The 24421-nt window shown below is 71.5% G+C and carries 19 protein-coding genes; 7 read left to right on the top strand and 12 right to left on the bottom strand.

The features are described 5' to 3' along the window. Positions 1–53: 53 nt before the first annotated feature. Together BMZ47_RS04885 and BMZ47_RS04880 are read left to right on the top strand one after the other, a co-directional pair. Positions 54–5354, top strand: a complete 5301-nt coding sequence (locus tag BMZ47_RS04885; RefSeq protein ID WP_091859282.1) for an alpha-2-macroglobulin family protein — start codon at positions 54–56, stop codon at positions 5352–5354. A 242-nt stretch (positions 5355–5596) separates the two neighbouring features. Then, positions 5597–6721, top strand: coding sequence for a mechanosensitive ion channel family protein (locus tag BMZ47_RS04880; protein WP_050734936.1), 1125 nt, complete (start codon positions 5597–5599; stop codon positions 6719–6721). Between the two features lie 150 nt (positions 6722–6871). Here the strand turns inward: BMZ47_RS04880 and rlmN are convergent, their stop codons facing one another. After that, on the bottom strand, positions 6872–8146 hold the full coding sequence (gene rlmN, locus BMZ47_RS04875; RefSeq protein WP_091859279.1) for a dual-specificity RNA methyltransferase RlmN: 1275 nt from the start codon (positions 8144–8146) through the stop codon (positions 6872–6874). Positions 8147–8342: 196 nt separating this feature from the next. On the opposite strand from rlmN, the gene BMZ47_RS04870 reads away from it, so the two are divergent. Next, positions 8343–9002, top strand: a complete 660-nt coding sequence (locus BMZ47_RS04870; protein WP_091859276.1) for a class I SAM-dependent methyltransferase — start codon at positions 8343–8345, stop codon at positions 9000–9002. Positions 9003–9074: 72 nt separating this feature from the next. Here the strand turns inward: BMZ47_RS04870 and grxD are convergent, their stop codons facing one another. The 6 genes from grxD to recQ all read right to left on the bottom strand — a co-directional run bounded on the left by grxD (position 9075) and on the right by recQ (position 15844). Further along, a complete protein-coding gene (gene grxD / locus BMZ47_RS04865) occupies positions 9075–9413 on the bottom strand; it encodes a Grx4 family monothiol glutaredoxin (protein WP_043347809.1) in 339 nt (112 codons plus the stop codon). Between the two features lie 42 nt (positions 9414–9455). Beyond that, positions 9456–9950 carry a DUF29 domain-containing protein gene (locus BMZ47_RS04860; protein ID WP_091859273.1) on the bottom strand — a complete coding sequence of 165 codons (495 nt, stop codon included), beginning with the start codon at positions 9948–9950 and terminating at the stop codon, positions 9456–9458. Positions 9951–9974: 24 nt separating this feature from the next. Continuing rightward, on the bottom strand, positions 9975–10211 hold the full coding sequence (locus tag BMZ47_RS04855) for a BolA family protein (RefSeq protein ID WP_007568343.1): 237 nt from the start codon (positions 10209–10211) through the stop codon (positions 9975–9977). 28 nt (positions 10212–10239) lie between these two features. After that, positions 10240–12465: a phosphoribosylformylglycinamidine synthase subunit PurL gene (gene purL, locus BMZ47_RS04850; RefSeq protein WP_091859270.1), complete on the bottom strand. Its 2226-nt coding sequence runs from the start codon at positions 12463–12465 to the stop codon at positions 10240–10242. Between the two features lie 182 nt (positions 12466–12647). After that, positions 12648–13811, bottom strand: a complete 1164-nt coding sequence (locus tag BMZ47_RS04845; RefSeq protein WP_091859267.1) for a hydrolase — start codon at positions 13809–13811, stop codon at positions 12648–12650. 191 nt (positions 13812–14002) lie between these two features. Beyond that, on the bottom strand, positions 14003–15844 hold the full coding sequence (recQ, locus tag BMZ47_RS04840) for a DNA helicase RecQ (RefSeq protein WP_007568346.1): 1842 nt from the start codon (positions 15842–15844) through the stop codon (positions 14003–14005). A gap of 86 nt (positions 15845–15930) precedes the next feature. On the opposite strand from recQ, the gene BMZ47_RS04835 reads away from it, so the two are divergent. After that, on the top strand, positions 15931–16170 hold the full coding sequence (locus BMZ47_RS04835) for a type II toxin-antitoxin system VapB family antitoxin (RefSeq protein ID WP_050734929.1): 240 nt from the start codon (positions 15931–15933) through the stop codon (positions 16168–16170). Next, complete coding sequence (locus tag BMZ47_RS04830; protein WP_091859264.1) at positions 16170–16571, top strand: type II toxin-antitoxin system VapC family toxin; 402 nt, start codon at positions 16170–16172, stop codon at positions 16569–16571. The genes BMZ47_RS04835 and BMZ47_RS04830 overlap by 1 nt, the downstream gene beginning before the upstream one ends. A gap of 50 nt (positions 16572–16621) precedes the next feature. Here the strand turns inward: BMZ47_RS04830 and denD are convergent, their stop codons facing one another. The 5 genes from denD to BMZ47_RS04805 all read right to left on the bottom strand — a co-directional run bounded on the left by denD (position 16622) and on the right by BMZ47_RS04805 (position 22046). Beyond that, positions 16622–17599, bottom strand: a complete 978-nt coding sequence (denD, locus tag BMZ47_RS04825; RefSeq protein WP_091859261.1) for a D-erythronate dehydrogenase — start codon at positions 17597–17599, stop codon at positions 16622–16624. Between the two features lie 31 nt (positions 17600–17630). After that, a complete protein-coding gene (gene otnK, locus BMZ47_RS04820; RefSeq protein ID WP_091859258.1) occupies positions 17631–18905 on the bottom strand; it encodes a 3-oxo-tetronate kinase in 1275 nt (424 codons plus the stop codon). After that, on the bottom strand, positions 18902–19684 hold the full coding sequence (gene otnI, locus BMZ47_RS04815; protein ID WP_091859254.1) for a 2-oxo-tetronate isomerase: 783 nt from the start codon (positions 19682–19684) through the stop codon (positions 18902–18904). Before otnI ends, otnK begins: the two co-directional genes overlap by 4 nt. Before the next feature lie 14 nt (positions 19685–19698). Continuing rightward, a complete protein-coding gene (gene ltnD, locus BMZ47_RS04810) occupies positions 19699–20613 on the bottom strand; it encodes an L-threonate dehydrogenase (RefSeq protein WP_091859250.1) in 915 nt (304 codons plus the stop codon). Positions 20614–20726: 113 nt separating this feature from the next. Next, positions 20727–22046 (bottom strand): MFS transporter, encoded by a 1320-nt coding sequence (locus tag BMZ47_RS04805; RefSeq protein ID WP_091859247.1) that lies wholly within the window; start codon positions 22044–22046, stop codon positions 20727–20729. Between the two features lie 330 nt (positions 22047–22376). Here BMZ47_RS04805 and BMZ47_RS04795 point away from each other — a divergent pair, with 330 nt between their 5' ends. Both BMZ47_RS04795 and otnC read left to right on the top strand, forming a co-directional pair. Then, positions 22377–23384, top strand: a complete 1008-nt coding sequence (locus BMZ47_RS04795; RefSeq protein ID WP_091859239.1) for a LacI family DNA-binding transcriptional regulator — start codon at positions 22377–22379, stop codon at positions 23382–23384. Beyond that, positions 23381–24061, top strand: coding sequence for a 3-oxo-tetronate 4-phosphate decarboxylase (gene otnC, locus BMZ47_RS04790; RefSeq protein ID WP_091859235.1), 681 nt, complete (start codon positions 23381–23383; stop codon positions 24059–24061). The genes BMZ47_RS04795 and otnC overlap by 4 nt, the downstream gene beginning before the upstream one ends. Positions 24062–24421: the final 360 nt, after the last annotated feature.

Below are 24421 nucleotides of genomic sequence, written 5' to 3'. Positions count from 1 at the left end.
CGACCGGTCCCGGGGCGAATCGCCTGGGATTCGGGACCGACGGGGGCAAGCGTATGGCGTGGCGGAACCGGGTCGCGGGTGCTCTGGCGCTTCTGGCCGGCCTGGCTTCGGGGCCGGCCTTCGCCCAGACGGCACCGCCCCCCCGGCCAGCCCCGCGGCCGGCGGCCGCCCCGGTGCCGGCCTTCAAGAAGGATTTCGTCCGGTCCGATCTCGCCAGCGCCGCCGTGCGGCTCGAGGCGACGCTCAAGGCCAAGGCCGGGGGGCCGCTCAAGCCGGCCGGCCAGTCCCGCGCCGCCGGGCAGACGCTGCTCGCCGCCAACAGGCCGGACGAGGCGCTCGGCCCGCTCACCGCGGCCGTGGCGGCGGACCCTTCCGACATCCGCAACTGGCAGGCTTTCTCCCGGGGCGCCGCTGCGGCCGCGGCGGCCCTGGAGGAGGGCGATTACCAGGGCCGCGCCCGCCTGCAGGAACAGGCCGTGGCGGCGGCCTACCGGGCCTACGAGCGGTCCGGGTCACCCGCTGACGCGGCGGCGGCCCTGGCGCAGCTCGGTTCGGTGCTGACCGCGCAATCCGTGTGGCGCCCCGCCCTGGAAGCCTACGCCGCCAGCCTCGCCCTCGACGACGTCCCGGCGACCCGCGAGACCTACGAGGCCCTGCGCGCCGAGCACGGCTTCCGCATCCTCGGCTACAAGGTCGATGCCGATGCCGCCGCACCGCGGCTGTGCTTCACCCTCTCGGAGCCGGTCCTGCCCAAGACGGACTACGCCCCCTACGTGGCGGTCTCGGGCAGCAGCAGCGCCGCCGTGACGGCGGACGGATCGCAGGTCTGCGTCGACGGGCTCAAGCATGGCGGCCGCTACGCGGTGGTGCTGCGCGAGGGCCTGCCCTCGACCGTGGGGGAGAGCCTGCTCAAATCCGCCGATTACGAGATCTATATTCGCGATCGCTCGCCGCAGGTGCGGATCACCGGGCGCAACTACGTCCTGCCCCGCACCGGACAGGCGGGCGTACCCCTGGTCTCGGTGAACGCGCCGAAGCTCGACGTCGAGGTGCTGCGCATCGGCGATCGCGGCCTGCTGCCGACCCTGCGCTCCGAGGATTTCCTGGGCCAGCTCAGCGGCGCGACCGCGAACACGCTGGCGTCCGAGAAGGGCGTGCGCGTCTGGAAGGGCACCCTCGACACCGCCAAGGCCGAGCTGAACCAGGAGGCGGTAACCGCCTTCCCGGTCCTACAGGCGTTGGGCAAGCTGGAGCCCGGCATCTATGTGCTGCTGGCCCAGCCTTCCGGCACGGGTGCGCGGGACGAGGACGGCTACGAGAGCCAGGCGACCCAGTGGTTCGTGGTCTCGGATCTCGGGCTCACCGCCACGAAGGGGCGGGACGGCGTCCACGTGGTCCTGCGCTCGCTGGCCTCCGCCCAGGTGATGCCGGGGGCCGAGATCCGGCTGATCGCCCGCAACAACGAGGTGCTGGGCACCGCCAAGACCGACGCGCAGGGCCATGCCGCTTTCGATCCGGGCCTCGCCCGCGGGGAGGGCGGCGCCGCCCCGAGCCTGGTGGTCGCCCAGGCGGGGGACGATTACGGCTTCCTCGACCTCAATCTCGGTGCCTTCGACCTGACCGACCGTGGCGTGAAGGGCCGGCCCGAGAGCGGCGGGCTCGACGCCTACCTGTTCACCGAGCGCGGGGTCTACCGCTCGGGCGAGACCGTGCAGATCACCGCCCTTCTGCGCGATCCCCGCAACGCGGCGGTGCCCGACCTGCCGCTGACCCTGGTGGTGAAGCGCCCGGACGGGGTCGAGTACCGCCGGGTCTCGGTGCCGGACCAGGGGCTCGGCGGCCGGGCGCTGCCCCTGCCGCTGCTGTCGGGGGCCATGCACGGCACCTGGCGGGTCTCCGCCTATACCGACCCGAAGGCCCCGGCTTTGGGCACGACCAGCTTCCTGGTGGAGGATTACGTCCCCGAGCGCCTGGAGGTGACCCTCAAGGCCGCCCAGGCCGCGCTGCACCGGGGCGAGGACGCGCAGGTCGATGTCGCCGCGCGCTACCTCTACGGCGCCCCCGGCGCCGGGCTCGACGTGTCGGGCAGCGTCGTGGTGCAGGCGGCGTCCGGCAGCGGCATCAAGGGTCTGGCGGAGTACACGGTCGGCCTCGACGACGAGACGGTGGAGGCGAGCGTGCAGGAGCTCGCGACCCACGCCACGACGGACGCGCAAGGGCACGCCACCGTCACCGTGCCCCTGCCGCAGGTGGCCGCACCCCGGCCCCTTGAGGCCAAGATCACCCTCGCGGTCGGCGAGCCGGGCGGCCGGGCCCTGTCGCGCAGCCTCACCCTGCCGATCCTGCCCTCCGGGCCGGTGCTCGCCCTCCGCAAGACCTCCCCGGACCTGAAGGAGGGCGACCGCGCCACGTTCGAGGCGGTCTTCGCCGCCCCGGACGGGACGCTCCTGGCCCGGCCGGGGGTGACCTGGACCCTGTCGCGGGTGGAGCGGAGCTACCAATGGTATCGCTCGGACGGCCGCTGGTCGTTCGAGGCGGTCAAGACCAACCGGCGGGTCGCCAGCGGCAGCCTCGACCTCGCGGCCGGGGCCCCGGGCCGGATCGAGGCGCCGGTCGCCCAGCTCGGCCGCTATCGGCTGGAGATCGCGGCGGCGGGCGCCCCGGAGGCGACCGCGAGCCTCGGCTTCGATGTCGGCTGGGGTGGCTCGGAGACCGCGGACGCGCCGGACCTGCTCGACCTCACCCTCGACAAGGCCGCCTACGCGGCCGGCGACACGCTGCGGGCCAAGCTCAGCCCGAAGTTCAAGGGGCAGGCCAGCCTCATGGTCGTGAGCGACCGGGTGCACGAGACGATCGAGGTCAGCGTTCCGGCGGGCGGCACCACCGTGACCCTGCCGGTGAAGGCCGAGTGGGGCGCGGGCGCCTATCTCGTCGCCACCGCGTACCGGCCCCTCGACCAGGCGGCCAAGCGCCTGCCGGGCCGGGCGCTGGGGCTCGCCTGGTTCTCGGTGGACCGCGAGCGGCGCAGCCTGGGCGTCACCCTCACGACACCCGAGCGCACCCGCCCGCGGCAGGACCTGACCATCCCGGTGCAGCTCACCGGGCTGAAGGCCGGCGAGGCGGCGCGGATCACCGTGGCGATGGTCGATGTCGGCATCCTCAACCTGACCCGCTACGAGGCGCCGAACCCGACGCAATACTTCCTGGGCCAGCGGGCCCTGGGGCCGGAATTCCGCGACCTCTACGGCTACCTGATCGACGGCATGCAGGGCTCGGCCGGGGCGATCCGCTCCGGCGGCGATGCGGGCGGCGGCGAACTCGCCGACGCGCCGCCGACCCAGGCCCCGCTCGCGCTGTTCTCCGGCGTCGTGACCGTGGGGCCGGACGGGGCGGCCAGCGTGACCTTCCCGCTGCCGGCCTTCAACGGCACCGGCCGGGTGATGGTCACCGCCTGGAGCGGCAACCGGGTCGGCCAAGCACAGGCGGACGTGATCATCCGCGACCCCGTGGTGCTGACCGCGACCCTGCCGCGCTTCCTCGATACCGGCGACCGCTCGCGCCTGTTCGTGGCGCTCGACAATGTCGAGGGCCGGGCCGGCGACTACACGGTGGACATCGCCCCATCCGGGCCGATCCTCCTCGGCGCCGGCGCCCTGCGGCAGACGATCCGGCTGGAGGCTGGAGGCCGGGGCCAGGTCGCGATCCCGATCACCGCCGCGGGGCCGGGCACGGCGCGGCTGGACCTCGCCCTGTCGGGGCCGGGCCTCGACGGCCATCTCGGCCAGAGCTTCTCGCTCGGCGTGCTGCCGGGGACCGGGGCGCTGCTGCGCCGCACGGTGCGCAACCTGGCGCCCGGGGCCGGCCTGACGGTGAGCGCCGACCTGCTGGCCGATCTGCTGCCCGGCACCGGCAGCGTCTCGCTCTCGGCCTCGGCGCTGCCGGGCCTCGACGTGCCGGCCCTGCTCCAGGCCCTCGACCGCTATCCCTACGGCTGCTCCGAGCAGATCGTCAGCCGGGCGATGCCGCTGCTCTACGTCAACCGCCTGGCCGGGCTCGACAAGCTCGCCCTCGACGGCAACGTGGACGACCGGGTGCGGGAATCGATCGAGCGGCTGCTCGCCCGGCAGGATGCGAGCGGCGAGTTCGGCCTGTGGTCGGCGCAGAGCTCGGGCGACGTCTGGCTCGACGCCTACGTGACCGACTTCCTCACCCGCGCCCGGGAGCGCAGCTTCGCGGTGCCGCAGCTCGCCTTCACCCAGGCGCTCGACCGCCTGCGCAACACCGTGGCCAACGCCACGGAGGTGCGCGACGGCGGCGCCGACCTCGCCTACGCGGCCTACGTGCTGGCCCGCAACGGCCGGCCGGTGATCGGCGACCTGCGCTACCTCGCCGACACCAAGCTCGACGCCTTCGGCTCCGGGCTCGCCCGGGCACAGCTCGCCGCGGCCCTGGCGCTGCTGGGTGATCGGGGCCGCGCCGCCAAGGTGCTGGATTCGGCGCTCACCCTGCTGAGATCCCAGCGGGATTCGGGCCAGTACCGGGCCGATTACGGCTCCCGCCTGCGCGACGGGGCCGGGGTGATCGCGCTGGCGGCCGAGAGCGGGCTCACCCAGGCCGCCCTGGCCCCGGTCGCCGCGGTGATCGGCGAGGAGCGGCAGGACCTTCTGCGGTCGACCAGCACGCAGGAGAATGCCTGGCTGGTTCTGGCCGCCGAGAGCCTGTCCAAGGAGGCCGAGTCGCTGTCCTTCAGCCTGGACGGTGCGGCGCAGACCGGGCCGCTCGCCCGGATCTACCGGGGCCCGGCGCTCGAGGGCCGCAGCGTCTCCCTGGTCAATACCGGCCGGGCCCCGGTCCAGGTGATGCTGGGGGTGAACGGCAACCCGCTGGTGCCCGAGCCCGCCGCCGCACAGGGCTATACGGTCGAGCGCACGTTCCACCGGCTCGACGGCAGCGTGGTCGATCCCGCCCACGGCCTGCGCCAGAACGACCGGCTCGTGGTCGTGCTCAAGGTCACCGAGGACAAGGCCAGGGATGCCCGGCTGCTGCTGGTCGATCCGCTGCCGGCGGGGCTGGAGATCGACAACCCGAAGCTGCTCGATGCCGACGCCCTCCAGGGCCTCGCCTTCGCCAAGTCGGATGTGGAGCCGGTCCATACCGAGTTCCGCGACGACCGCTTCGTGGCCGCCTTCGACCGCAACCCCAGCCAGTCGGCGTTCTTCACCGTGGCCTACACGGTCCGGGCGGTCTCGCCGGGCACCTACGTGCATCCGGGCGCCTCGGTGGAGGACATGTACCGCCCGGCGCGGTTCGGCCGGACCGCGACCGGCAGCGTCGAGATCGGGGCGGCGCGCTAGGGCGCCGACCCGGGCGTCCGGCAACGGGCGTCCGGCACCGGGCGTCCGGCAACGAGGGATCGGCAACGAGCCGCCGAATCGCGGACGCACGCGCGATGACCGATGAACCCGCCCGAACGCAACCGTCCGGCCGCGCCCTCACCATGCCGCTGCGTTGCAGCGGCGACATGGTGCGGTGCGGAACCTCGGCTGGCGCAGTCACTTCTCCCAGGTCCCGTTCGGAACCGTGGAGGTGATGCCCGATGCCGGACCTCGATGCTCTGACCGGCCGTGCCGCCTCTGCGCTGGCCTATCTGCCGTGGTGGGCCGAAAGCCTGATCGTCGTCGTCGTCTGCTGCGCGGTGGTGATGCCGCTGCACGGCGTGGCCTACCGGTCGATGAAGCGCGCCGTGGCGGGCAAGAGCCTGTTCTGGCGCTCGCTCGTCTCACGCACCCACGGCCCGAGCCGGCTGGGCCTGATCGTCGTGGCGATCAGCCTCGCCCTGACCACCGTACACCTGTCCTGGGAGGTGCGGGTGGCCCTCAACCAGATCCTGCTCGTCGCCTTCGTCACGCTGACCGGCTGGTGCTGCGCCACCGCGCTCCACATCGCCACGGTGATCTACCTGCGCCGGTTCAAGCTCGACGCCGAGGACAACCTGCTGGCGCGCAAGCACTTCACCCAGATGCGCATCCTCGAGCGGGCCGCCGTGACCCTGGTCGGCCTGATCACCGTCTCGGTGGCACTGATGACCTTCGAGCCCGTGCGCCAGTACGGGGTGAGCCTGCTGGCCTCGGCGGGCGCCGCCGGCCTGATCCTCGGCTTGGCGATGCAGCCGGTCCTGTCGAACCTCGTGGCCGGCATCCAGATCGCCATCACCCAGCCGATCCGGATCGAGGACGCGGTGATCGTCGAGAACGAGTGGGGCTGGGTCGAGGAGATCACCTCCACCTACGTGGTGGTCCGCCTCTGGGATTGGCGCCGGCTGGTCCTGCCGCTCACCTACTTCATCCAGAAGCCGTTCCAGAACTGGACCCGCGACGGCGCCTCGCTGATCGGCAGCGTATTCCTCTACGTCGACCACCGCGCCCCGGTGGCGCGGATGCGCGAGAAGCTGTCCGAGATCGCCGCCGCCACGCCCCTGTGGGACGGCAAGGTGGTGAACCTGCAGGTCTCGGACGCCAAGGAGAACACGATCGAGGTGCGGATGCTGGTGAGCGCCCGCAACGCGCCCCAGGCCTGGGACCTGCGCTGCGTGATCCGCGAGGCGATGATCACCTGGCTCCAGGCCGAGCACCCGGAGGCCCTGCCGCGGCACCGCACGGAATGGGTCGGCGCCGAGGAGCCGCCCCTGCGCCGCGCGGACGGGCATCGGATCGCGGCGTGATGGTTCAACCCGGAGCGCCTGTTCGCCGAGGTCGTGGTTTCAAAAGGTCCGGGACCTTTTGCGGGTCCAGGGCGGAGCCCTGGGATGGATCTCGGCGCTGCGTGCCCCGAACCCCGCCACAGGGCCTCGGGCCCTTTGGAAACCCGTCTTCTAATCGTCGGCTCCGGCGTAGAAGCTCTCCACGCCGATGCCCTCTTCCTGCATCAGCCGGGCCCGGGCGCGCAGCTTCTCGGTCTCGCTCTTGAGCTGGCCGCAGGCGGCCAGGATGTCCCGGCCCCGGGGCGTGCGCACCGGCGAGGCGTAGCCGGCGTTGAACACGATCTCGGAGAAGCGCTCGATCCGGTCCCAGTCCGAGCATTCGTAGCGGCTGCCGGGCCAGGGATTGAACGGGATCAGGTTGATCTTGGCCGGGATGCCCTTGAGCAGGCGGACCAGCTCGCGCGCATCCGCGTCGGAATCGTTCACGCCCTTCAGCATCACGTACTCGAAGGTGATGCGGCGCGCGTTGCTCACGCCCGGATAGGTCCGGCAGGCCTCGAGCAGCTGGGCGATCGGATATTTGCGGTTGAGCGGCACCAGCTCGTTGCGCAGGTCGTCCCGCACGGCGTGGAGCGAGATCGCCAGCATGGCGTTGGCCACCTCGCCGAGGCGGGGGATCTGCGGCACCACCCCGGAGGTCGAGACCGTGATCCGCCGCCGGGAGAGGCCGAGCCCCTCCTGGTCCGACATCACGCCGACCGCGTCGATCACGGCGTCCAGGTTGTACAGGGGCTCGCCCATGCCCATGAACACGATGTTGGTGACCAGCCGTCCGACCTCGCCGGCCCCGGAGGCGTCGCGGCTGGGCATCTGGCCGGCCCAGTCGCCGAGCTCGTCCCGTGCGACCACGAGCTGCTGCACGATCTCGGCGGCCGAGAGGTTGCGCACCAGGCGCTGCGTGCCGGTGTGGCAGAACGAGCAGGTGAGGGTGCAGCCGACCTGGCTCGACACGCAGAGCGTGCCGCGGTCCGGGCCCGGGATGTAGACGCACTCGATCTCGGCGCCGCGATTGTGCTCCTGCGGGTTGGTCGGCGCCATGCGCAGCAGCCACTTGCGGGTGCCGTCGCGGGAGACCTGGCGGCTCGCCACCTCGGGCCGCTCCAGGGTGAAGTGCCGCGCGAGCTCGGCCTTCAACGCCTTGCCGACATTGGTCATCGCGGCGAAGTCGGTCGCCCCGCGGAAATTGACCCAGTGCCAGATCTGGCCCGCCCGCATGCGGCTCTCGCGTTCGGGCACGCCCATGCCGATGAGCTGCGCCTTGAGCGCGTCCCGGGTGAGCCCGACCAGCGACGGCGGCCGGCCGGGGAGCAGCGCGGGCTGGAAATCGGGCGCCTTCTCGATCGCGGGTTCGGCCGCGCGGGCGCTGTCGAGCGACGGCGTCGCCATGATAATCGATCTATCCTCAGGGCGCTCACCGCCGACGGGGAAGCCGGTTCGGCGACAGGGAGCGCGTCACGACAAAGGCCCAGGCGCCGCCGGTCACGCGGGGATCGGCGGTGTCTGGGCGTTGAATGGTTCTATATAGGCGATCGCACCGGCGAACGCGAATGCGCGCCGCCCACAGGTGACCCGACGGAGTGCGATGGCAGGCGATACCGAAGCCGGACAGGCGATCTACAATTCCGGGACCCTGCAGCTCTACGACCTCGTCGTGCTGCGCCTGTCCAACCCGCTGATCTGGCGCTGCCCGACCGCGCGGATCCTCGCCCTCTACGACCGGCACGTGGGCGCGGCGCATCTCGATGTCGGCGTCGGGACCGGCTGGTACCTCGACCGCTGCCGTTTCCCGACCCCGGCGCCCCGGATCGGCCTGATGGACCTCAACGCCGACAGCCTGGACCACGCCGCGCGGCGCATCGCCCGCTACCGGCCCGAGCGCTATCGGCTCGACGTGCTCGGCGGCCGCCCGGCCACCGGCATCGCGCCCTTCGCCTCGATCGGCCTGACCTACCTGCTGCACTGCCTGCCGGGGGATATCGCGGCCAAGGCCGCCGCCTTCGACACGGTGCGGCCCTGCCTGCGCGACGACGGAACCGTGTTCGGCGCCACGATCCTGTCCGGCGGCGTCCCGACCACGGCGGCGGCGCGGGCCCTGATGCGGGTCTACAACCGGAAGGGGGTATTCTCGAATACGGGCGACACGTTGCCGGCCCTGCGGGCGGCGCTGGACCAGCGCTTCCGGTCGGTCGAGATCACCGTCGAGGGCTGCGTCGCCCTGTTCGCGGCCCAAGGCCCGCGCTGACGCCGCCATCATCGCGCGCATGAAAAAGGGCGCCCGCAGGCGCCCTGATCCATCCGGCGAAGTCCCAAAGCGTCAGGCGGCGGCAGTCTTCACCGGGACGCCCTTCTCGGCCAGGAAGGTCTGCAGCTCGCCCGACTGGAACATCTCCCGGGTGATGTCGCAGCCGCCGACGAACTCGCCCTTCACGTAGATCTGCGGGATGGTCGGCCAGTTCGAGAAGGCCTTGATACCCTCGCGGATGCCCTGATCGGCCAGCACGTTCACGCCCTTGAACGGCACGCCGAGGTAATTGAGGATCTGCACCACCTGGCCCGAGAAGCCGCATTGCGGCATCTGCGGCGTGCCCTTCATGAACACCACCACGTCCTGGGAGGCGATCTCGTTCTGGATGGTCGTGTTGGCGTCGGTCATCACTCTATCCTCGGTTATTCGATCTCGTATGTGCGGTCTCGATCACCGGCGCGCAACCGAGGCGGCGATCACACGAAGCGCCTGATCGATATCAAAGCGTTCGGTCAAAAGGTCCTCGGCCGCAATCGGGCACGCCTTCGGTAGTCCCGGAAGGATCTGGTTCCCAAAGACGCCGAGACCAGCCTCTGCGGCCGTGACTGCGGATTTCCAGATCCTCGGCCAGTTCAACCTCTGCCGCATCGACGACTCGTACGCGTTCCAAGCCGTAATCTGGAATGTCGCGATCTCTTCGCGCCAATGCAAGCTTGATGGGGCGAGGGGCGCGGAGGCGCGCTTCAAGAGGTGAGCGAGCGTCTGGATCAGCAGGCCCTCGACCGCCCGCAAATGGGATCGCCCCACGCTCTCGATCTCCTCCGCGACGTTCGCCCAATCGACCGCATTCGACAGGTCGCTGCGGGTTCCGAGCGCGCGCAGAGCCGCAGCCTGTTCCTCGGCCCAGGTGACGATGTCGTCGTCGTAGAGACTCGGTCGGTCCATCGGGACGACTCTCGCGAACGGCCGCTAATCCTGAGGGACGCCCGTGGTCAGCGCAAGGGCGTGCAGCACGCCGCCCATCCGGCCCTGGAGCGCGCCGTAGACCATCTGGTGCTGGGCGACCCGGGTCTTGCCCTTGAAGGCCGCGGACAGGACGGTGGCGGCGTAGTGGTCGCCGTCGCCGGCCAGATCGCGGATCTCGACCTGCGCGTCGGGCAGCGCTTCGCGGATCATGCGCTCGATCTCGCCCGCATCCATCGGCATCGGGAAACTCCTAGGGCGTAAGGGGTGGTCAGGCGGCCGGGGCGGCCGGCTGGCTCGCCATGTAATTCGGCAGCCAGCCCTCGTGGGCCTCGATCAGCTCGGACAGGGATATGGTCTCGCCGCCCGGCAGGGTCAAACGGTCGGAGCCGGTCACCCCGACCACGGCGGCGTCGATGCCCTGGGCCGATGCGCTGTAGAGCAGGTCGGTGGCCGCCTCGGCGTCGACCGCGAGCAGGTAGCGGGCCTGGTCCTCGCCGAACAGGTAGGCGTGGGGGGCCAGGTTCACCGGCACCTCCGGCAGGGCCGCGCCGATGCCGCCGGCCATGGCCATCTCGGCGAGCGCCACGGCGAGGCCGCCATCGGACAGGTCGTGGACGGTGTCGACGATCCCCGCGGTGATCAGCCCGCGCACGAAATCGCCGTTGCGGCGCTCGAGCGAGAGATCCACCGGCGGCGGCGCGCCCTCTTCCCGGCCCTCGATCACCGCCAGATAGGACGACTGGCCGAGCCAGCCCTCGCCGGCGCCGACCAGCACCAGCACGTCGCCCTCGCGCTTGAGGGCGAGGGTGGCGTGGCGCTCCACGTCGTCGAGCACGCCGACGCCGCCGATGGTCGGGGTCGGCAGGATGCCGACGCCGTTGGTCTCGTTGTAGAGCGAGACGTTGCCCGACACGACCGGGAAGTCGAGGGCCCGGCAGGCCTCGCCGATGCCCTGGAGGCAGCCGACGAGCTGGCCCATCACCTCGGGCTTCTCCGGGTTGCCGAAGTTCAGGTTGTCGGTGATGGCGAGCGGCTTGGCCCCCACCGCGGTGATGTTGCGCCAGGCCTCGGCCACGGCCTGCCGGCCGCCCTCGACCGGATCGGCCTCGCAATAGCGCGGGGTGACGTCGCAGGTGATGGCCAGGGCTTTCGGGCCGTCCTCGACCCGCACGATCGCGGCGTCGCCGCCGGGCTTCTGCACGGTGTTGCCGAGGATGAAGTGATCGTACTGCTCGTAGACCCAGCGCTTCGAGGCTAGGTCGGGCGAGCCGACGAGGCGCTTGAGGGCGTCGGTCAGCGAGGCCGGCGCCGGCACCGTGGATGCGGCGATCACCGGCTGGTGGGTGTTGGCCAGGTGCGGCCGGTCGTAGAGCGGCGCCTCGTCGCCGAGCTCCTTGATCGGCAGGTCGGCCACGGTCTCGCCGTGCCACTTGATCACGAAGCGCAGCGTGTCGGTGGTCCGGCCGATCACCGCGAAGTCGAGCCCCCACTTCACGAAAATCGCCTCGGCCTCGGCCTCCATGCCGGGCTTGAGCACCATGAGCATGCGCTCCTGGCTCTCGGACAGCATCATCTCGTAGGGGGTCATGCCGGCCTCGCGGGCCGGCACCTTCTCGATGTCGAGCTCGACGCCGAGGTCGCCCTTGGCGCCCATCTCGACCGCCGAGCAGGTGAGCCCCGCCGCGCCCATGTCCTGGATGGCGATCACCGCGCCGGACGCCATCAGCTCCAGGCAGGCCTCGAGCAGCAGCTTCTCGGCGAAGGGGTCGCCGACCTGCACGGTTGGCCGCTTCGACTCGGAGGCCTCGTCGAACTCAGCGGACGCCATGGTGGCGCCGTGGATACCGTCGCGGCCGGTCTTGGAGCCGAGATAGACGATCGGGTTCCCGACCCCGGTGGCGGCCGCGTAGAAGATCGCGTCGGTGCGGGCAAGCCCCACCGCCATGGCGTTGACCAGGATGTTGCCGTCGTAGCGCCGGTGGAAGCCGGTCAGGCCGCCGACGGTGGGCACGCCGAAGGAATTGCCGTAGCCGCCGACGCCGGCCACCACGCCCGAGACCAGGCCGCGGGTGCGCGGGTGGTCGGGGGAGCCGAAGCGCAGGGCGTTGAGCGCCGCGATCGGCCGGGCGCCCATGGTGAACACGTCCCGCAGGATGCCGCCGACGCCGGTCGCCGCGCCCTGGTAGGGCTCGATGTAGCTCGGGTGGTTGTGGCTCTCCATCTTGAAGACGCAGGCCAGGCCGTCGCCGATATCGATCACGCCGGCATTCTCGCCCGGCCCCTGGATCACCCAGGGCGCCGAGGTCGGCAGCCCGCGCAGGTGCTTGCGCGACGACTTGTACGAGCAGTGCTCGTTCCACATCGCCGAGACGATGCCGAGCTCGGTCAGCGTCGGATCGCGCCCGATCAGGCCGCGGAACCGCTCGTACTCCTCCGGCGTGAGGCCGTGCTGGGCCACGAGCTCGGGGGTGATCGGAACGTCGTTGCGGAACATGCGAAGGTCTCGGCAGAGAGCGGTCCGTCTTGAGAGACGCATACCGCGGCGAACCCGAACCGGGCTGAGATCTCAAGCTGCCCCGGCTCTAAAGCGGAAGCGCCCGCGCTGGCAACATCCGCCGACGCGGGGCAGGGGGCGTGGAGGCGGCCCGGACGGATGCGCACGGCGAGGCCGCAGCGCTAAATCCCGGTCTCGCCACCCGGCCCCTCCGGCGGCCCATCCTCCTGGCAGCGGGCGACCAGGAGGTGCACCGGCTCCGGCCCTGTGACCACGTCGAGATAGTCGAAACCGCTGTCGCGCTGGCTCGCCATGAGCAGCTGGAAATGCATCTGGAACAGGTTCCACTGGCGCCGGCCGACATCGGCGCCGGTGATCAGCTCGTGGATCGCTACCCAGCGCACGGCCGGTCGGGCGGGATCGGGTGGGGTGAGGCCGCAGGCGGCGATCGGGTTGTTCTTGTGGATCGACAGCCAATCCCAGGTGGCGCGCACGTCGAGCCATCCGATCTGCGCGGCCCGCCCGAAGCGCATGAGGCTGTCGCGGAATGTCCGGGCGGCCGGGTCGAGGCCGAGCCAGGGGATGACGCTGCCGATGCTCACGAACGAGACCGGCGTGCCGCGGCTGCCGAAGCCCGGGTCGCGGGCGAGCACCCGGTCCAGCACCTCGATGCCCAGGAAGCTCGACGAGGAATGGCCGACCACCACCACCTCGTCGGCTTCGCCCTCGGCGGCGTGGATGCGTGCCGCGAAGGCATCGAGCCGGGGATCCATCTCGGGCGCCTCGCCCGCCGCGTAGGCATGCGTGAAGGCGGTGTCGTCCACGAGGTGGGGCACGTAGAGCGGCTTGCCGCGGGTCGCCCGGATCAGCCCGGCCAGGATCGCGTAGGCGAGCGGCGGCACCGCCACCAGGGCCCAGGGCTGGAGCGCCGCCGGCGCCAGGCTGGTGAGCCCCGCCGCCGCCGCGAGGCTGAGAAGCGCCAGCGCGATGTAGATGTAGTGGACGCAGAAGATCACCGTGGAGAACCGCCAGCCCTCCCGGCGCAGGTTCGCCATGTAGCCGGACCGCCACAGCCGCCAGAGCAGGGCCGGCACGCCCCGGAGCCGCGTCCAGTCGGATTGCGGGAACCGGGCGCGGACGATGTCCTCCCAGCGCAGCAGGACGTAGCGGGTCGAGACCCCGCGCGACTCCGCCGTCCAGGCGAGCTCGATCCCGTCCGCCGAGCGGACCGGATCGCCGACCGTGATCGCGGCGCCCCGGCGCGCGGCGGTGAACCGGGCCTCGCGGCGGAACAGGCCCCAGTAGGTCTCCGGATCGCGCGGGTCGAAGCCCGGCAGGTAGAACACGATGCGGGAGGTCAGCGTCCGCGATGCCGTGCCGGCCGGCTCGCCTGGGTCGTTCTGGGCCGGTGTGTCGGCGACGGGGGCGGGAATCGAAATGACGGGTCCGATCGGTACGAGTGGGCGGCGAGCGCTCTACACGACGCGGCCGGGCGCGCCGAGGGTGAAACTGCGTGGGGCTTGCGCCGGACCGGCGCTCACGCCGCCGGTGGATGGGCCAGGAACTCGCCGATCGCCGCCACGAAGCGCTCGCCATAGGCCTCGCGTTTGCGCTCGCCGACCCCGTGGACCGTGCGCAGGGCCCAGAGATCGACGGGCTTCTGCCGGGCCATCTCGATCAGGGTCCGGTCCGGGAACACCATGAAGGCGGCGATGCCCTCGGCCCGGGCCAGGGTGGCGCGCAGGCCCCGCAGATGCTGGAACAGCGCCTCGTCCGTCTCGGAGAGCGCGATCTCGCCCTCCTCGCGCGGCGCGGCCCGGCGGCGGTCGCGGGATTCGACCTTCGGCTCCGGGTCGGGGCGCAGCTTGACCGGCTCGCGCCCGAACAGGATCGCCTCGCCCTTCTCGGTCATGGACAGGCCGCCATAGCCGTCGGCGTTCTCGGCGATCGCCCCGGCGGCGAAGAGCTGGCGCAGGATCGCCCGCCAGGCGGCCACCGGCTTGTCGGCGCCGACCCCGAAGGTCTTGAGGCTGGTATGGCCGTTGCGGCGGACCTGCTCGCTCTCCTTGCCGTGGACCACGTCGCAGATATAGGCCGCGCCGAAGCGCTGGCCGGTGCGCACGATCGCCGACAGGATCTTCTGCGCCGCCACGGTCCCGTCCACCAGGGTGACGCCGCCGCGGCACAGGTCGCAGCGGCCGCAGGGCTCGCTCGCCTCGCCGAAATAGCCGAGCAGCGATTGGCGCCGGCAGGTGGCGCCCTCGCACAGGGAGATCATCGCCTCGAGCTTGCGCCGCTCGACCCGGCGGCGCTCGTCGGAGATCTCCTTCTCGTCGATCTGGCGGCGGCGCAGCGCCATGTCGTCGAGGCCGTAGAGGGTCAGCGTGTCGGCCGGCAGCCCGTCGCGGCCGGCGCGGCCGATCTCCTGGTAGTAGCCCTCGACGTTGTTGGGCATGTCGGCGTGGCAGACGAAGCGCACGTCGGGCTTGTTGATGCCCATGCCGAAGGCGATCGTCGCGGTCATCACCACGCCGTCCTCCTGGAGGAACCGGTCCTGGTTGCGCATCCGCGTGCCCTGGTCGAGCCCGGCATGGTAGGGCAGGGCGTCGAACCCGTCCTTCTTGAGGGTCTCGGCCAGTTGCTCGACGCGCTTGCGCGAGGAGCAGTAGATGATCCCGCTCTCCGCCCGCCGGTGCTTCAGGAACCGCTCGATCTGCCGGGCCGGGTTGTCCTTGGGCTGGAAGGTCAGCCGGATGTTCGGCCGGTCGAAGGAATGGACGAAGATCTTCGGGCCGCGCCCCTGCGGGAACAGCCGCTCGGCGATCTCGGCCCGGGTGGCGGCATCCGCGGTGGCGGTCAGCGCCAGGGTCTGGACGTTGCCCAGCGCCTGGCGGGCCCGGGCGATCTCGCGGTATTCCGGGCGGAAATCGTGCCCCCATTGCGAGACGCAATGGGCCTCGTCCACGGCCAGCCGCCGGACCCCGACCCCGCGCAGGGCCTCGATGCAGCCCTCCATCAGGAGGCGCTCGGGGGAGACGAACAGCAGCCGCAGCTCCCCGGACCGCAGGCTGCGCCAGGTCTCGCGCGACTCGGCCTCCGCCACGGTCGAGTTGAGGGTGGCGGCCTCGACGCCGACGCTGCGCATCTGCTGCACCTGGTCGTGCATCAGCGCGATCAGGGGCGAGACCACCACGGTCAGCCCGGGATCGACCAGGGCCGGGAGCTGGTAGGTCATCGACTTGCCCGAGCCCGTGGGCATCACGGCGAAGACGTCGTCGCCGTCCAGAACCGCGCCGATCACCTCGTCCTGCCCGGGGCGGAAATCCTCGTACCCGAAGGTCTTCTTCAGCGCGGCGCGGGCCTCGTCGAGGCGGGTCATCGGGATCCTTGTTCGGGGTGGCGGCGCGCGGCTTGCGGCGCCCGTGTCGAGACACTAGCCTTTCGGATCTCTACACGGGGACGGTCATGCCGCTCAACATCCGCAGCGAAGAGGTGAACCAGCTCGCGGAGAAACTGGCCTCGCGGGCCGGCGTGAGCAAGACCGAAGCGGTGCGGATCGCGCTCACGAACGAGCTGGAGCGTCAGAACCGCGACAGCGATGCGTTCATGGAACGGATCAGGCAGCTTCAGGACGAGCTTGCCTCCTATCCGAAGACCGGCCTGAAGGCGGACAAGGCGTTCTACGACAGCCTGAACGACGAGTGATGTTCGTCGATGCCTCGGCCATCGTAGCGATCCTGGTCCGGGAGCCGGGCCACAAAACCCTGCTCGATCGCCTGCGCGACTCAGCCGTGCGGTTGACGAGCGGTGTGGCCGTCTACGAGGCGGTCCTCGCCGTCGCCCGCATTCAGAGGATCGAGCCGAAGGTTGCCGAGGCCGTCGTGAGCAGCTTCCTGGAAGCGACAGGCCTCGTATTGGTCCCGATCACCGGCACCGAGGCGCAGCTCGCCACCGCGGCCCATGCCCGCTTCGGCAAGGGCCGCCATCCCGCCCGTCTGAACCTCGGCGACTGCTTCGCCTATGCCTGCGCGCAGGCCCACGGCGTGCCGCTGCTGTTCGTCGGCGACGATTTTCCGCAGACGGATATCCGCTCCGCCCTGGTTTGACGCCTTCGGGCCTCGGAACCGAGACACGACCCGACGGCCTTGATGGGGCATCAGCCGCCGTGGAACTCCGCCACGTGCTGGGCCACGATCGCGTCGAAGGAGGCGTCCGCCCGGAAGCCGAGCGCCAGAGCCGCCTCCGGCTCGAACGCCTCCGGCCAGGAGGAGACGATCCGGGCGATGGTCGCGTCCGGCTCGCGCCGGATCAGCGCCACGGCTTTTTCGCCGGCCACGCGCCGCAGGGCCTCGATCTCCTCGGCCACGGTGGCCGAGACACCCGGCATGGTCAGGCTGATCCGCGGGCCGATCGCCGCGAGGTCGAGCCCGGCGGCGTGGACCAGGAACCCCACCGCGGCGGCGGGGCTCGCGAACCAGTGGCGCACCGTGTCGGGAACCGGCAGGATCGCGGGCTGGCCGGCCAGCGGCTCGCGGATGATCCCGGAGAAGAAGCCCGAGGCCGCCTTGTTGGGCTTGCCCGGGCGCACGCAGATGGTCGGCAGGCGCAGGCCGATCCCGTCCAGGAAGCCGCGGCGCGCGTAATCGGCGAGCATCAGCTCGCCCATCGCCTTCTGGACGCCGTACGAGGAGGCCGGGCGCAGGATGAAATCGTCCGGGATCACCTTCGGGAAGGGCGGCCCGAACACCGCCAGCGACGAGGTGAAGACCAGCTTCGGCCGGTAGCCGTCCGCGGCATTGGCCCGGCGGATCGCGTCGAGCAGCAGCCGCGTGCCGTCGAGATTGACCCGGTAGCCGAGCTCCAGATTCGCCTCGGCCTCGCCCGAGACCACGGCGGCCAAGTGGAAGATCACCCCCGGCCGCTCGGCGATGGCGGCCTCCGCGGCGCCGGGGGCGGTGAGATCCGCGGCCTCGGCCTTCACCGGGCCGGAGAAGCGTGCCGGTGCCGTGGGCGGCACCACGTCGAGCAGGGTGAGGGCGGTGAGCGGCTGACCGCCGACCGTGCCGTCCGCGACCAGGGCATCGACGAGGCGGCGGCCGATCATGCCGGCGGCGCCGAGAATCAGAGCGTGCATGGGAGACCTCTTCGTCCGAGTGTTTGCCGCGTCAGGCCATCATGTCCAGGGCGCGCCCGAAGAAGTCCGGGCCGCCGAAATTGCCGGATTTCAGGGCGAGCAGCATCGGCTCGGGCCGGCCGGCGGTGCGCAGGATCGGCACGCCCGCGGCGATCTCGGGGCCGAGCAGGAACGCCCGGAGCCCGAGCCGGTCGACCACGGCGCCCGAGGTCTCGCCCCCGGCCACCACGAGCCGGCGCACGCCGCGGGCGACGAGCCCTTCGGCGATGGCCGCCAGCGCAGCCTCGATGGCGTGGCCGACCGTGTCGACCCCGTGCTCGGCCTGAAGAGCGCGCACCGCCTCGGGCGTCGCCGAGGAGGCGATCAGCACCGGGCCGGCGGCCAGACGCGCCTCGGCGAAGGCCAGCGCCTCCCCCACCGCGTCGGCCCCGGCGAGCAGGGCCGCGGTGTCGAGGCGCAGCACCGGCATCTGCGCCTCTGCGGCGGCGACCTGCTGAAGCGTCGCCTGCGAGCAGCTGCCGGCGAGACAGGCCGCGGCCCCGCCGACCGGCTCGCCCATGGCGGCGCCGGCCGCATCCCGGGTGCCGCGCCCGTCGGCGGCGAGGGCCCGGGCGAGGCCGAGCCCGAGCCCCGAGGCGCCCACCGAGAATTTCTTCGCGATGATCGCCCGGCCGAGCACTTCGAGGTCGCTGTCGAAGATCGCGTCCGCGATCGCCGCCCGCTTGCCCTCTTCCGCCAGGGCGTCGAGCCGCGCCGCCACCGCCTCGGCGCCCCGTGCCACCGTGGCGGTGTCGATGAGCCCGACCGCGCCCGCGCTCTGGCGCGCCAGCACGCGCACGAGGTTGGCGTCGCGCATCGGGTTGAGCGGGTGGTCCTTCAGCGGGCTCTCGTTCAGCGGCACCGAGCCCACGAACAGGTTGCCCTGGTAGACGCTGCGGCCCGTCTCCGGGAAGGCGGGGGTGACCAGCGCGATGCGCTCGCCGGCCGCCTCCCGCAGAGCATCCATCACCGGGCCGATATTGCCGGCGTCCGTGGAGTCGAAGGTCGAGCAGACCTTGAACATCACGTGGGCCGCGCCCCGGGCCCGCAGCCAGCGTTCGGCCTCGCGGGACCGCGCCACGGCCTCGTCGGCCGGGATCGACCGGCTCTTGAGTGCCACCACCACCGCGTCGGCCTCCGGCAGGGCGCGGTCATCCTCCGGCACGCCGATGGTCTGGATCGTGCGCAGGCCCGCCTTGGTCAGGGTGTTGGCGAGGTCCGAAGCGCCCGTGTAATCGTCGGCGACGCATCCCAGCGCGAGGCTCATCGGGCTCTCCCTTGATAGGCGGCGAGCCAGCCGAGGCCAGCTACGGTGTCGGCGGCCGGGATGTACTCGCAGCCGACGAAGCCGGCGTAGCCGAGCCGGTCCAGCTCGTCGAACAGGAACGCGTCGTTCATCTCGCCGGTGCCGGGCTCGTGCCGCTCGGGCACGCTCGCGGTCTGGACATGGCCGATGATCGGCATCAGCGCGCGCAGCCGCATGGTCACGTCGCCGTGCAGGATCTGGCAATGGTAGAGGTCGAACTGGAGCTTCAGGTTCGGCAGCGCCAATGCGCGGATCAGGTCCGCGGCCCGGCCGAAATCGTTGAGGAAGTAGCCCGGCATGTTGCGGGTGTTGATCGGCTCGAGCACGAGGTCGAGGCCGGCCGCGCCCAGGCGCTCCGCCGTCCAGGCCACCGCCCGGCGATAGGCCTCGGCGGCTTTGGCGTCATCGTGCGGGGCGAGGCCCGCCATCAGGTGCAGCCGAGCGACGCCGGTCGCCTCGGCGTAGCGCAGCGCCGTATCGACCCCCGCCTTCAGCTCATCCAACCGTTCAGGCAACGCCGCCAAGCCGCGCTCGCCCTTGGCGAAATCCCCCGGCGGCAGGTTGAACAGGGCCTGGGTGAGGCCGTTCGCCCGAAGCCGCTCGGCGATGGCCTCGGGCGGGTGCTCGTAGGGGAACAGGAACTCGACGGCGTCGAACCCGGCCCGGGCCGCCGCCTCGAAGCGGTCGAGGAACGGCACCTCGTTGAACATCAGGCTGAGATTGGCGGCAAAGCGCGGCATGTTTTTCGGACTCCCTAAGCCTGACCGGGCAGCTTGGCGCCCGAGACCTGCGCGTAGAGCCGCGCCACGGAGGAATCGTCGTCCCGGCCCATGCCGGCGCCGGACGCCATCAAAAACATCTGGAGCGCCGCCGCGGCCACCGGCACCGGGTATTTCTCCGCCCGGGCCATGTCCTGCACGATGCCGAGATCCTTGACGAAGATGTCGACCGCGCTCTTCGGGGCGTAATCCGCGTCGAGGATATGGGGCACCCGGTTCTCGAACATCCAGGAATTGCCCGCCGACTTGGTGATCACCTCGTAGACGCGGGCCAGGTCGAGGCCTTGCTTGGCGGCGAAGCTCATGGCCTCGCAGGCGGCGGCGATGTGGACCCCGGCGAGCAGCTGGTTGATCATCTTGAAGGCGGCGCCCTGGCCCGCCGCGTCGCCGAGCTCGTAGAGCGTGCCGGCCATGGCATCGAGGGCGGGGCGCGCCTTGGCGAAGGCGGCGGGCGAGCCCGAGGCCAGGAAGGTCAGGCCGCCATCCGCGGCCCGTGCGGCGCCGCCGCTCATCGGGGCGTCGAGATAGTGCCGACCGGTGGCCTCCAGCCGCGCCGCCAGCGCCCGGGCAACGGCCGGATCCATGGTCGCCGAGGAGACGAAGACGGCGCCCTCCGGCATCGCCGCGGCGGCGCCGTTCTCGCCGAACAGCACCGCCTCGGTCTGGGCGGCGTTGACCACCACGCTCACCACCACGTCGGCGCCGCCGGCGGCCTCCGCGGGATGGGCGGCTGCAATCCCGCCCGCCTTCTGGAAGCGGGCGACGGCCTCCGGGTTCACGTCGCAGGCGGCGACGGAGAAGCCGGCCCGCAGGAGCGAGCCCGCCATGCCGGAGCCCATGGAGCCGAGGCCGATCACCGCGGCGCGGCCTGTCTGCGGGGTGGTGGCCATCGGGTTGGCTCCTGCTCTTGAGATTGAGGCCGCCGGCTCGGGGCCTCCGAGAAAGGCGCGGGTCCCCTCTCCCGTGCGGGAGAGGGAGCGCGTCGCAAATGAGGATCAGAGCCTCAGCGGTTGACCATCTTGGCCGGGGTGACGAACACGCAGACCGAGCCGACCACCAGCATCACCGCCAGCGCGTACATGCCGGCCGCGGTGCTGCCGGTGGCGTCGCGCAGGGCCCCGATCACGTAGGGGCTGACGAAGCCCGCGAGGTTCCCCACCGAGTTGATCAGCGCGATGCCGGCCGCAGCCCCCGCGCCGCTCAGGAAGGCGGTGGGCAGGGACCAGAACAGGGGCGACCAGGTCAGCACGCCGGCCGCCGCCACGGACAGCGCCGCCACGGCGATCGTGGTCGAGCCAGCCGTCGCCGAGACCACGAAGCCGACGGCGCCGACGAGCGCCGGAACGATCAGGTGCCAGCGGCGCTCGCGCATCCGGTCGGCGCTCAAGCCCAGCAGGACCATCACGATGGCCGCGCACAGGAACGGGATCGCGCTGATCAGGCCGATATTGAGGTTGCCCTGCACGCCGGACGCCTTGACGATCGTCGGCAGCCAGAAGGTCAGGCCGTACTGGCCGGTGACGAAGGCGAAGTAGATCAGGCTCATGAACCACACGCGGCCGTTGCGGAACACGGTGGCGATCGAGTGGGGGCTGGATTCCTTGCCGTGGTTGTCGGCGGCGATGTCGCGCTCGAGGACCTGCTTCTCCGCGTCGGTCAGCCACTTGGCCTCGGAGGGACGGTTGTCGAGGTAGAGGAACACCGCGACGCCGATCAGCACCGCCGGCACGGCCTCGATCAGGAACATCCATTGCCAGCCGGACAGGCCCTGGGCGCCGTTGAACGCGTCCATGATCCAGCCGGAGAGCGGGTTGCCGAAGATGCCGGAGATCGGGATCGCGGCCATGAACACCGCGATGACCTTGGCCCGCCGATGGGCCGGGAACCATTGGGTCGTGTACAGGATCACGCCCGGGTAGAAGCCCGCCTCGGCGAGACCCAGCAGGAAGCGCATCCCGTAGAAGGTCCATTCCGAGTTCACGAACAGGAAGGCGCCGGAGATCACCCCCCAGGTGATCATGATCCGGGCGATCCAGACCCGGGCGCCGACCCGGTGCAGGATCACGTTCGACGGCACCTCGAACAGGAAGTAGCCCAGAAAGAAAATGCCGGCGCCGAGGCCGTAGACCGTCTCGGAGAATTTCAGCTCCTGGGACATCTGGAGCTTGGCGAAGCCGACATTCACCCGGTCGAGATACGCCACCACGTAGCAGAGCATCAGGAACGGCACGAGGCGCCAGAACACCTTCGCGTAGGTCCGGTCGACGAAGGATTTCTCCTCCGCGAGGGCAGCGCCCCGCAGCGGGGCGGCTTGAACCGGCATCGGCGTTCTCCCTGGTCCGGGCCGCGTCGCAAGGCGGTCCGGGAATGGTCTTCACCGCTCGTTCCGGCGGCGCTGGCGCGGGCTGTAGCGGCTTTTGGCAGCGCTGCCAATCCGGTTGTGCGGAATAATGCAGGCGGCTATGTCGGAGAGAATGAAGCGCCGGGTGCGCGACGTACCCCCTCTCCCGTGCGGGAGAGGGTCGGGGTGAGGGTACAGGTCTTTCCGGAGAGGTCGCATCCCTCACCCTGTCCCTCTCCCGCACGGGAGAGGGGACCTGCGCTCCGTCCGGAAGCGCAGGCATCATCACGAACGGCCGGGAGAAGCCGGGAGATGGACGGAATCCAGCCGCCGGGGCGGCTCGTGACGCTCACCGACGTCGCCCGCGAGGCGGGGGTCGGCGAGAGCACGGTCTCGCGGGTCCTGCGCAACCACGGCTCCTCTTCGAAGCGCGCCCGGGAGCGGGTGGCGGAGGCCGTGGCCCGGCTCGGCTACGTGCCGAACCGGCTGGCCGGCAGCCTCGCGGGACCGGGGGCGAGCGCCCAGCTCGCCGGGGTGATCGTGCCGTCGCTCGCCAACGTGGTCTTCCCCGACCTGCTGCGCGGGCTGACCGGCGCGCTGGACGCCGCGGGCATCCGCTGCGTGATCGGGGTGAGCGACTACGACCCGGACCGGGAGGAGGCGCTGGCCGCCGCGCTCCTGTCCTGGCGCCCGGCCGCGCTGCTGCTCACCGGGCTGGAGCACAATCCCGGAACGGTGGCCCTGGCGCGGGCCGGGGGCGTGCGCGTGGTCGAGATGATCGACACGGACGGGGCGGGGATCGACGCCGTGGTCGGCTTCTCCAACCGGGCGGTGGGGGCGGCGAGCGCCCGGCACCTCGCGACCCGGGGATATCGGCGCATCGCCTATCTCGGCCACGACCTGCGGGTGGACCTGCGGGCGGGCAAGCGGCTCGCCGGGTTCGAGGCCGCCCTGGGCGAAGCCGGCCTGGCGCTCCAGGCCCAGGAGATCCGGCCCGGGCCGTCCTCGCCGGGCTCCGGGCGGGCGGGCCTGGAGGCGCTGCTGGCGCGCCATCCGGACCTCGACGCGGTGTATTTCTCCAACGACGACATGGCGCTCGGCGGCTACTTCGCCTGCCTGGCGGCGGGCCTGGCCGTGCCGGGGCGGATCGCCCTGTTCGGCTTCAACGGGCTCGACTTCGCGGCGGCGATGCCCCAGCCCCTGTCGACGGTGCGCACCCCGCGCCTGGAGATCGGCCGGCAGGCGGCCTCATGCCTGATCGGTGAAGGTCCAAAAAGAATCGATCTCGGATTCGAGCTGATCGAGGGAGCGACCGCATGAGCGACGAGAGCCGGCTGCGCGAGGACATCTGCCGCTACGGCCGCTCGCTGTTCGAGCGCGGCCTGACCCCGGGCTCGTCGGGCAACATCTCGCTGCGCCTGCCCGACGGCGGCTGGCTGGTGACGCCGACCAACGCGTCGCTGGGCTTCCTCGACCCGGCCCGGATCTCGCGGCTGGACGCGGACGGCCGGCTGGTCTCGGGCGATAAGCCGACGAAAGAAATCCCGCTGCACGCGGCGCTCTACGAGAGCCGGGGCGAGGCCAAGGCGATCGTGCACCTGCACTCGACCCACGCGGTTGCGGTCTCGATGCTGCCGGAGATCGACCCGCGCCAGGTGCTGCCGCCCCTGACGCCCTATTACCTGATGCGCACCGGCGGCACCGCGCTGGTGCCCTATTACCGCCCGGGCGATCCCGCGGTGGCGGACGCGATCCGGGGGCTCGCGGGCCGGTACAGCTCGGTGCTGCTCGCCAATCACGGCCCGGTGGTGGCCGGCGACAGCCTGGAGGGCGCGGTCTTCGCCACCGAGGAGCTGGAGGAGACCGCCAAGCTCTATCTGCTCCTTCGCAACCTCAACCCGCGGCAGCTGAGCCCCGGGCAGGTGGCGGATCTCGTCAGCCATTTCGGGCTGACCCTGCCGGAGGTGGAGGATCATGCCGGGCATGATCACGGGTGAGGGGACCTCCGGTTGAAGGGTTCGATCTCACCGTCATCACGCGCTTAGCGCAGTGACCCAGGGCAGCGCACCATCGCCGAGCGTCGCGCCACACTGGGTTGCTTCGCTGCGCTCGCAATGACGGGAGAAGCGCTTGGCGATCGCGTGAAGGCCGCGCGGCCTCCAACCAATCCCCCTCATCCTGAGGTGCTGCGCAGCAGCCTCGAAGGAGCCCTCCAGCCGGCCGCGCGATCCCTGGAGCCCTCCTTCGAGGCCCAACGATCTTCGATCGCCGGTCAGGTGAGACGCTATCAGTTTCTCCATTCTTCGAGGACGGAGCGCGACAGGCCCCCTCTCCCGTGCGGGAGAGGGCTGGGGTGA

The organism is Methylobacterium brachiatum (assembly GCF_900113845.1).
GTDB lineage: Bacteria > Pseudomonadota > Alphaproteobacteria > Rhizobiales > Beijerinckiaceae > Methylobacterium > Methylobacterium brachiatum.
Note: the sequence above shows the minus strand (reverse complement) of the source record. Positions and strands in the feature narration are given on the sequence as shown.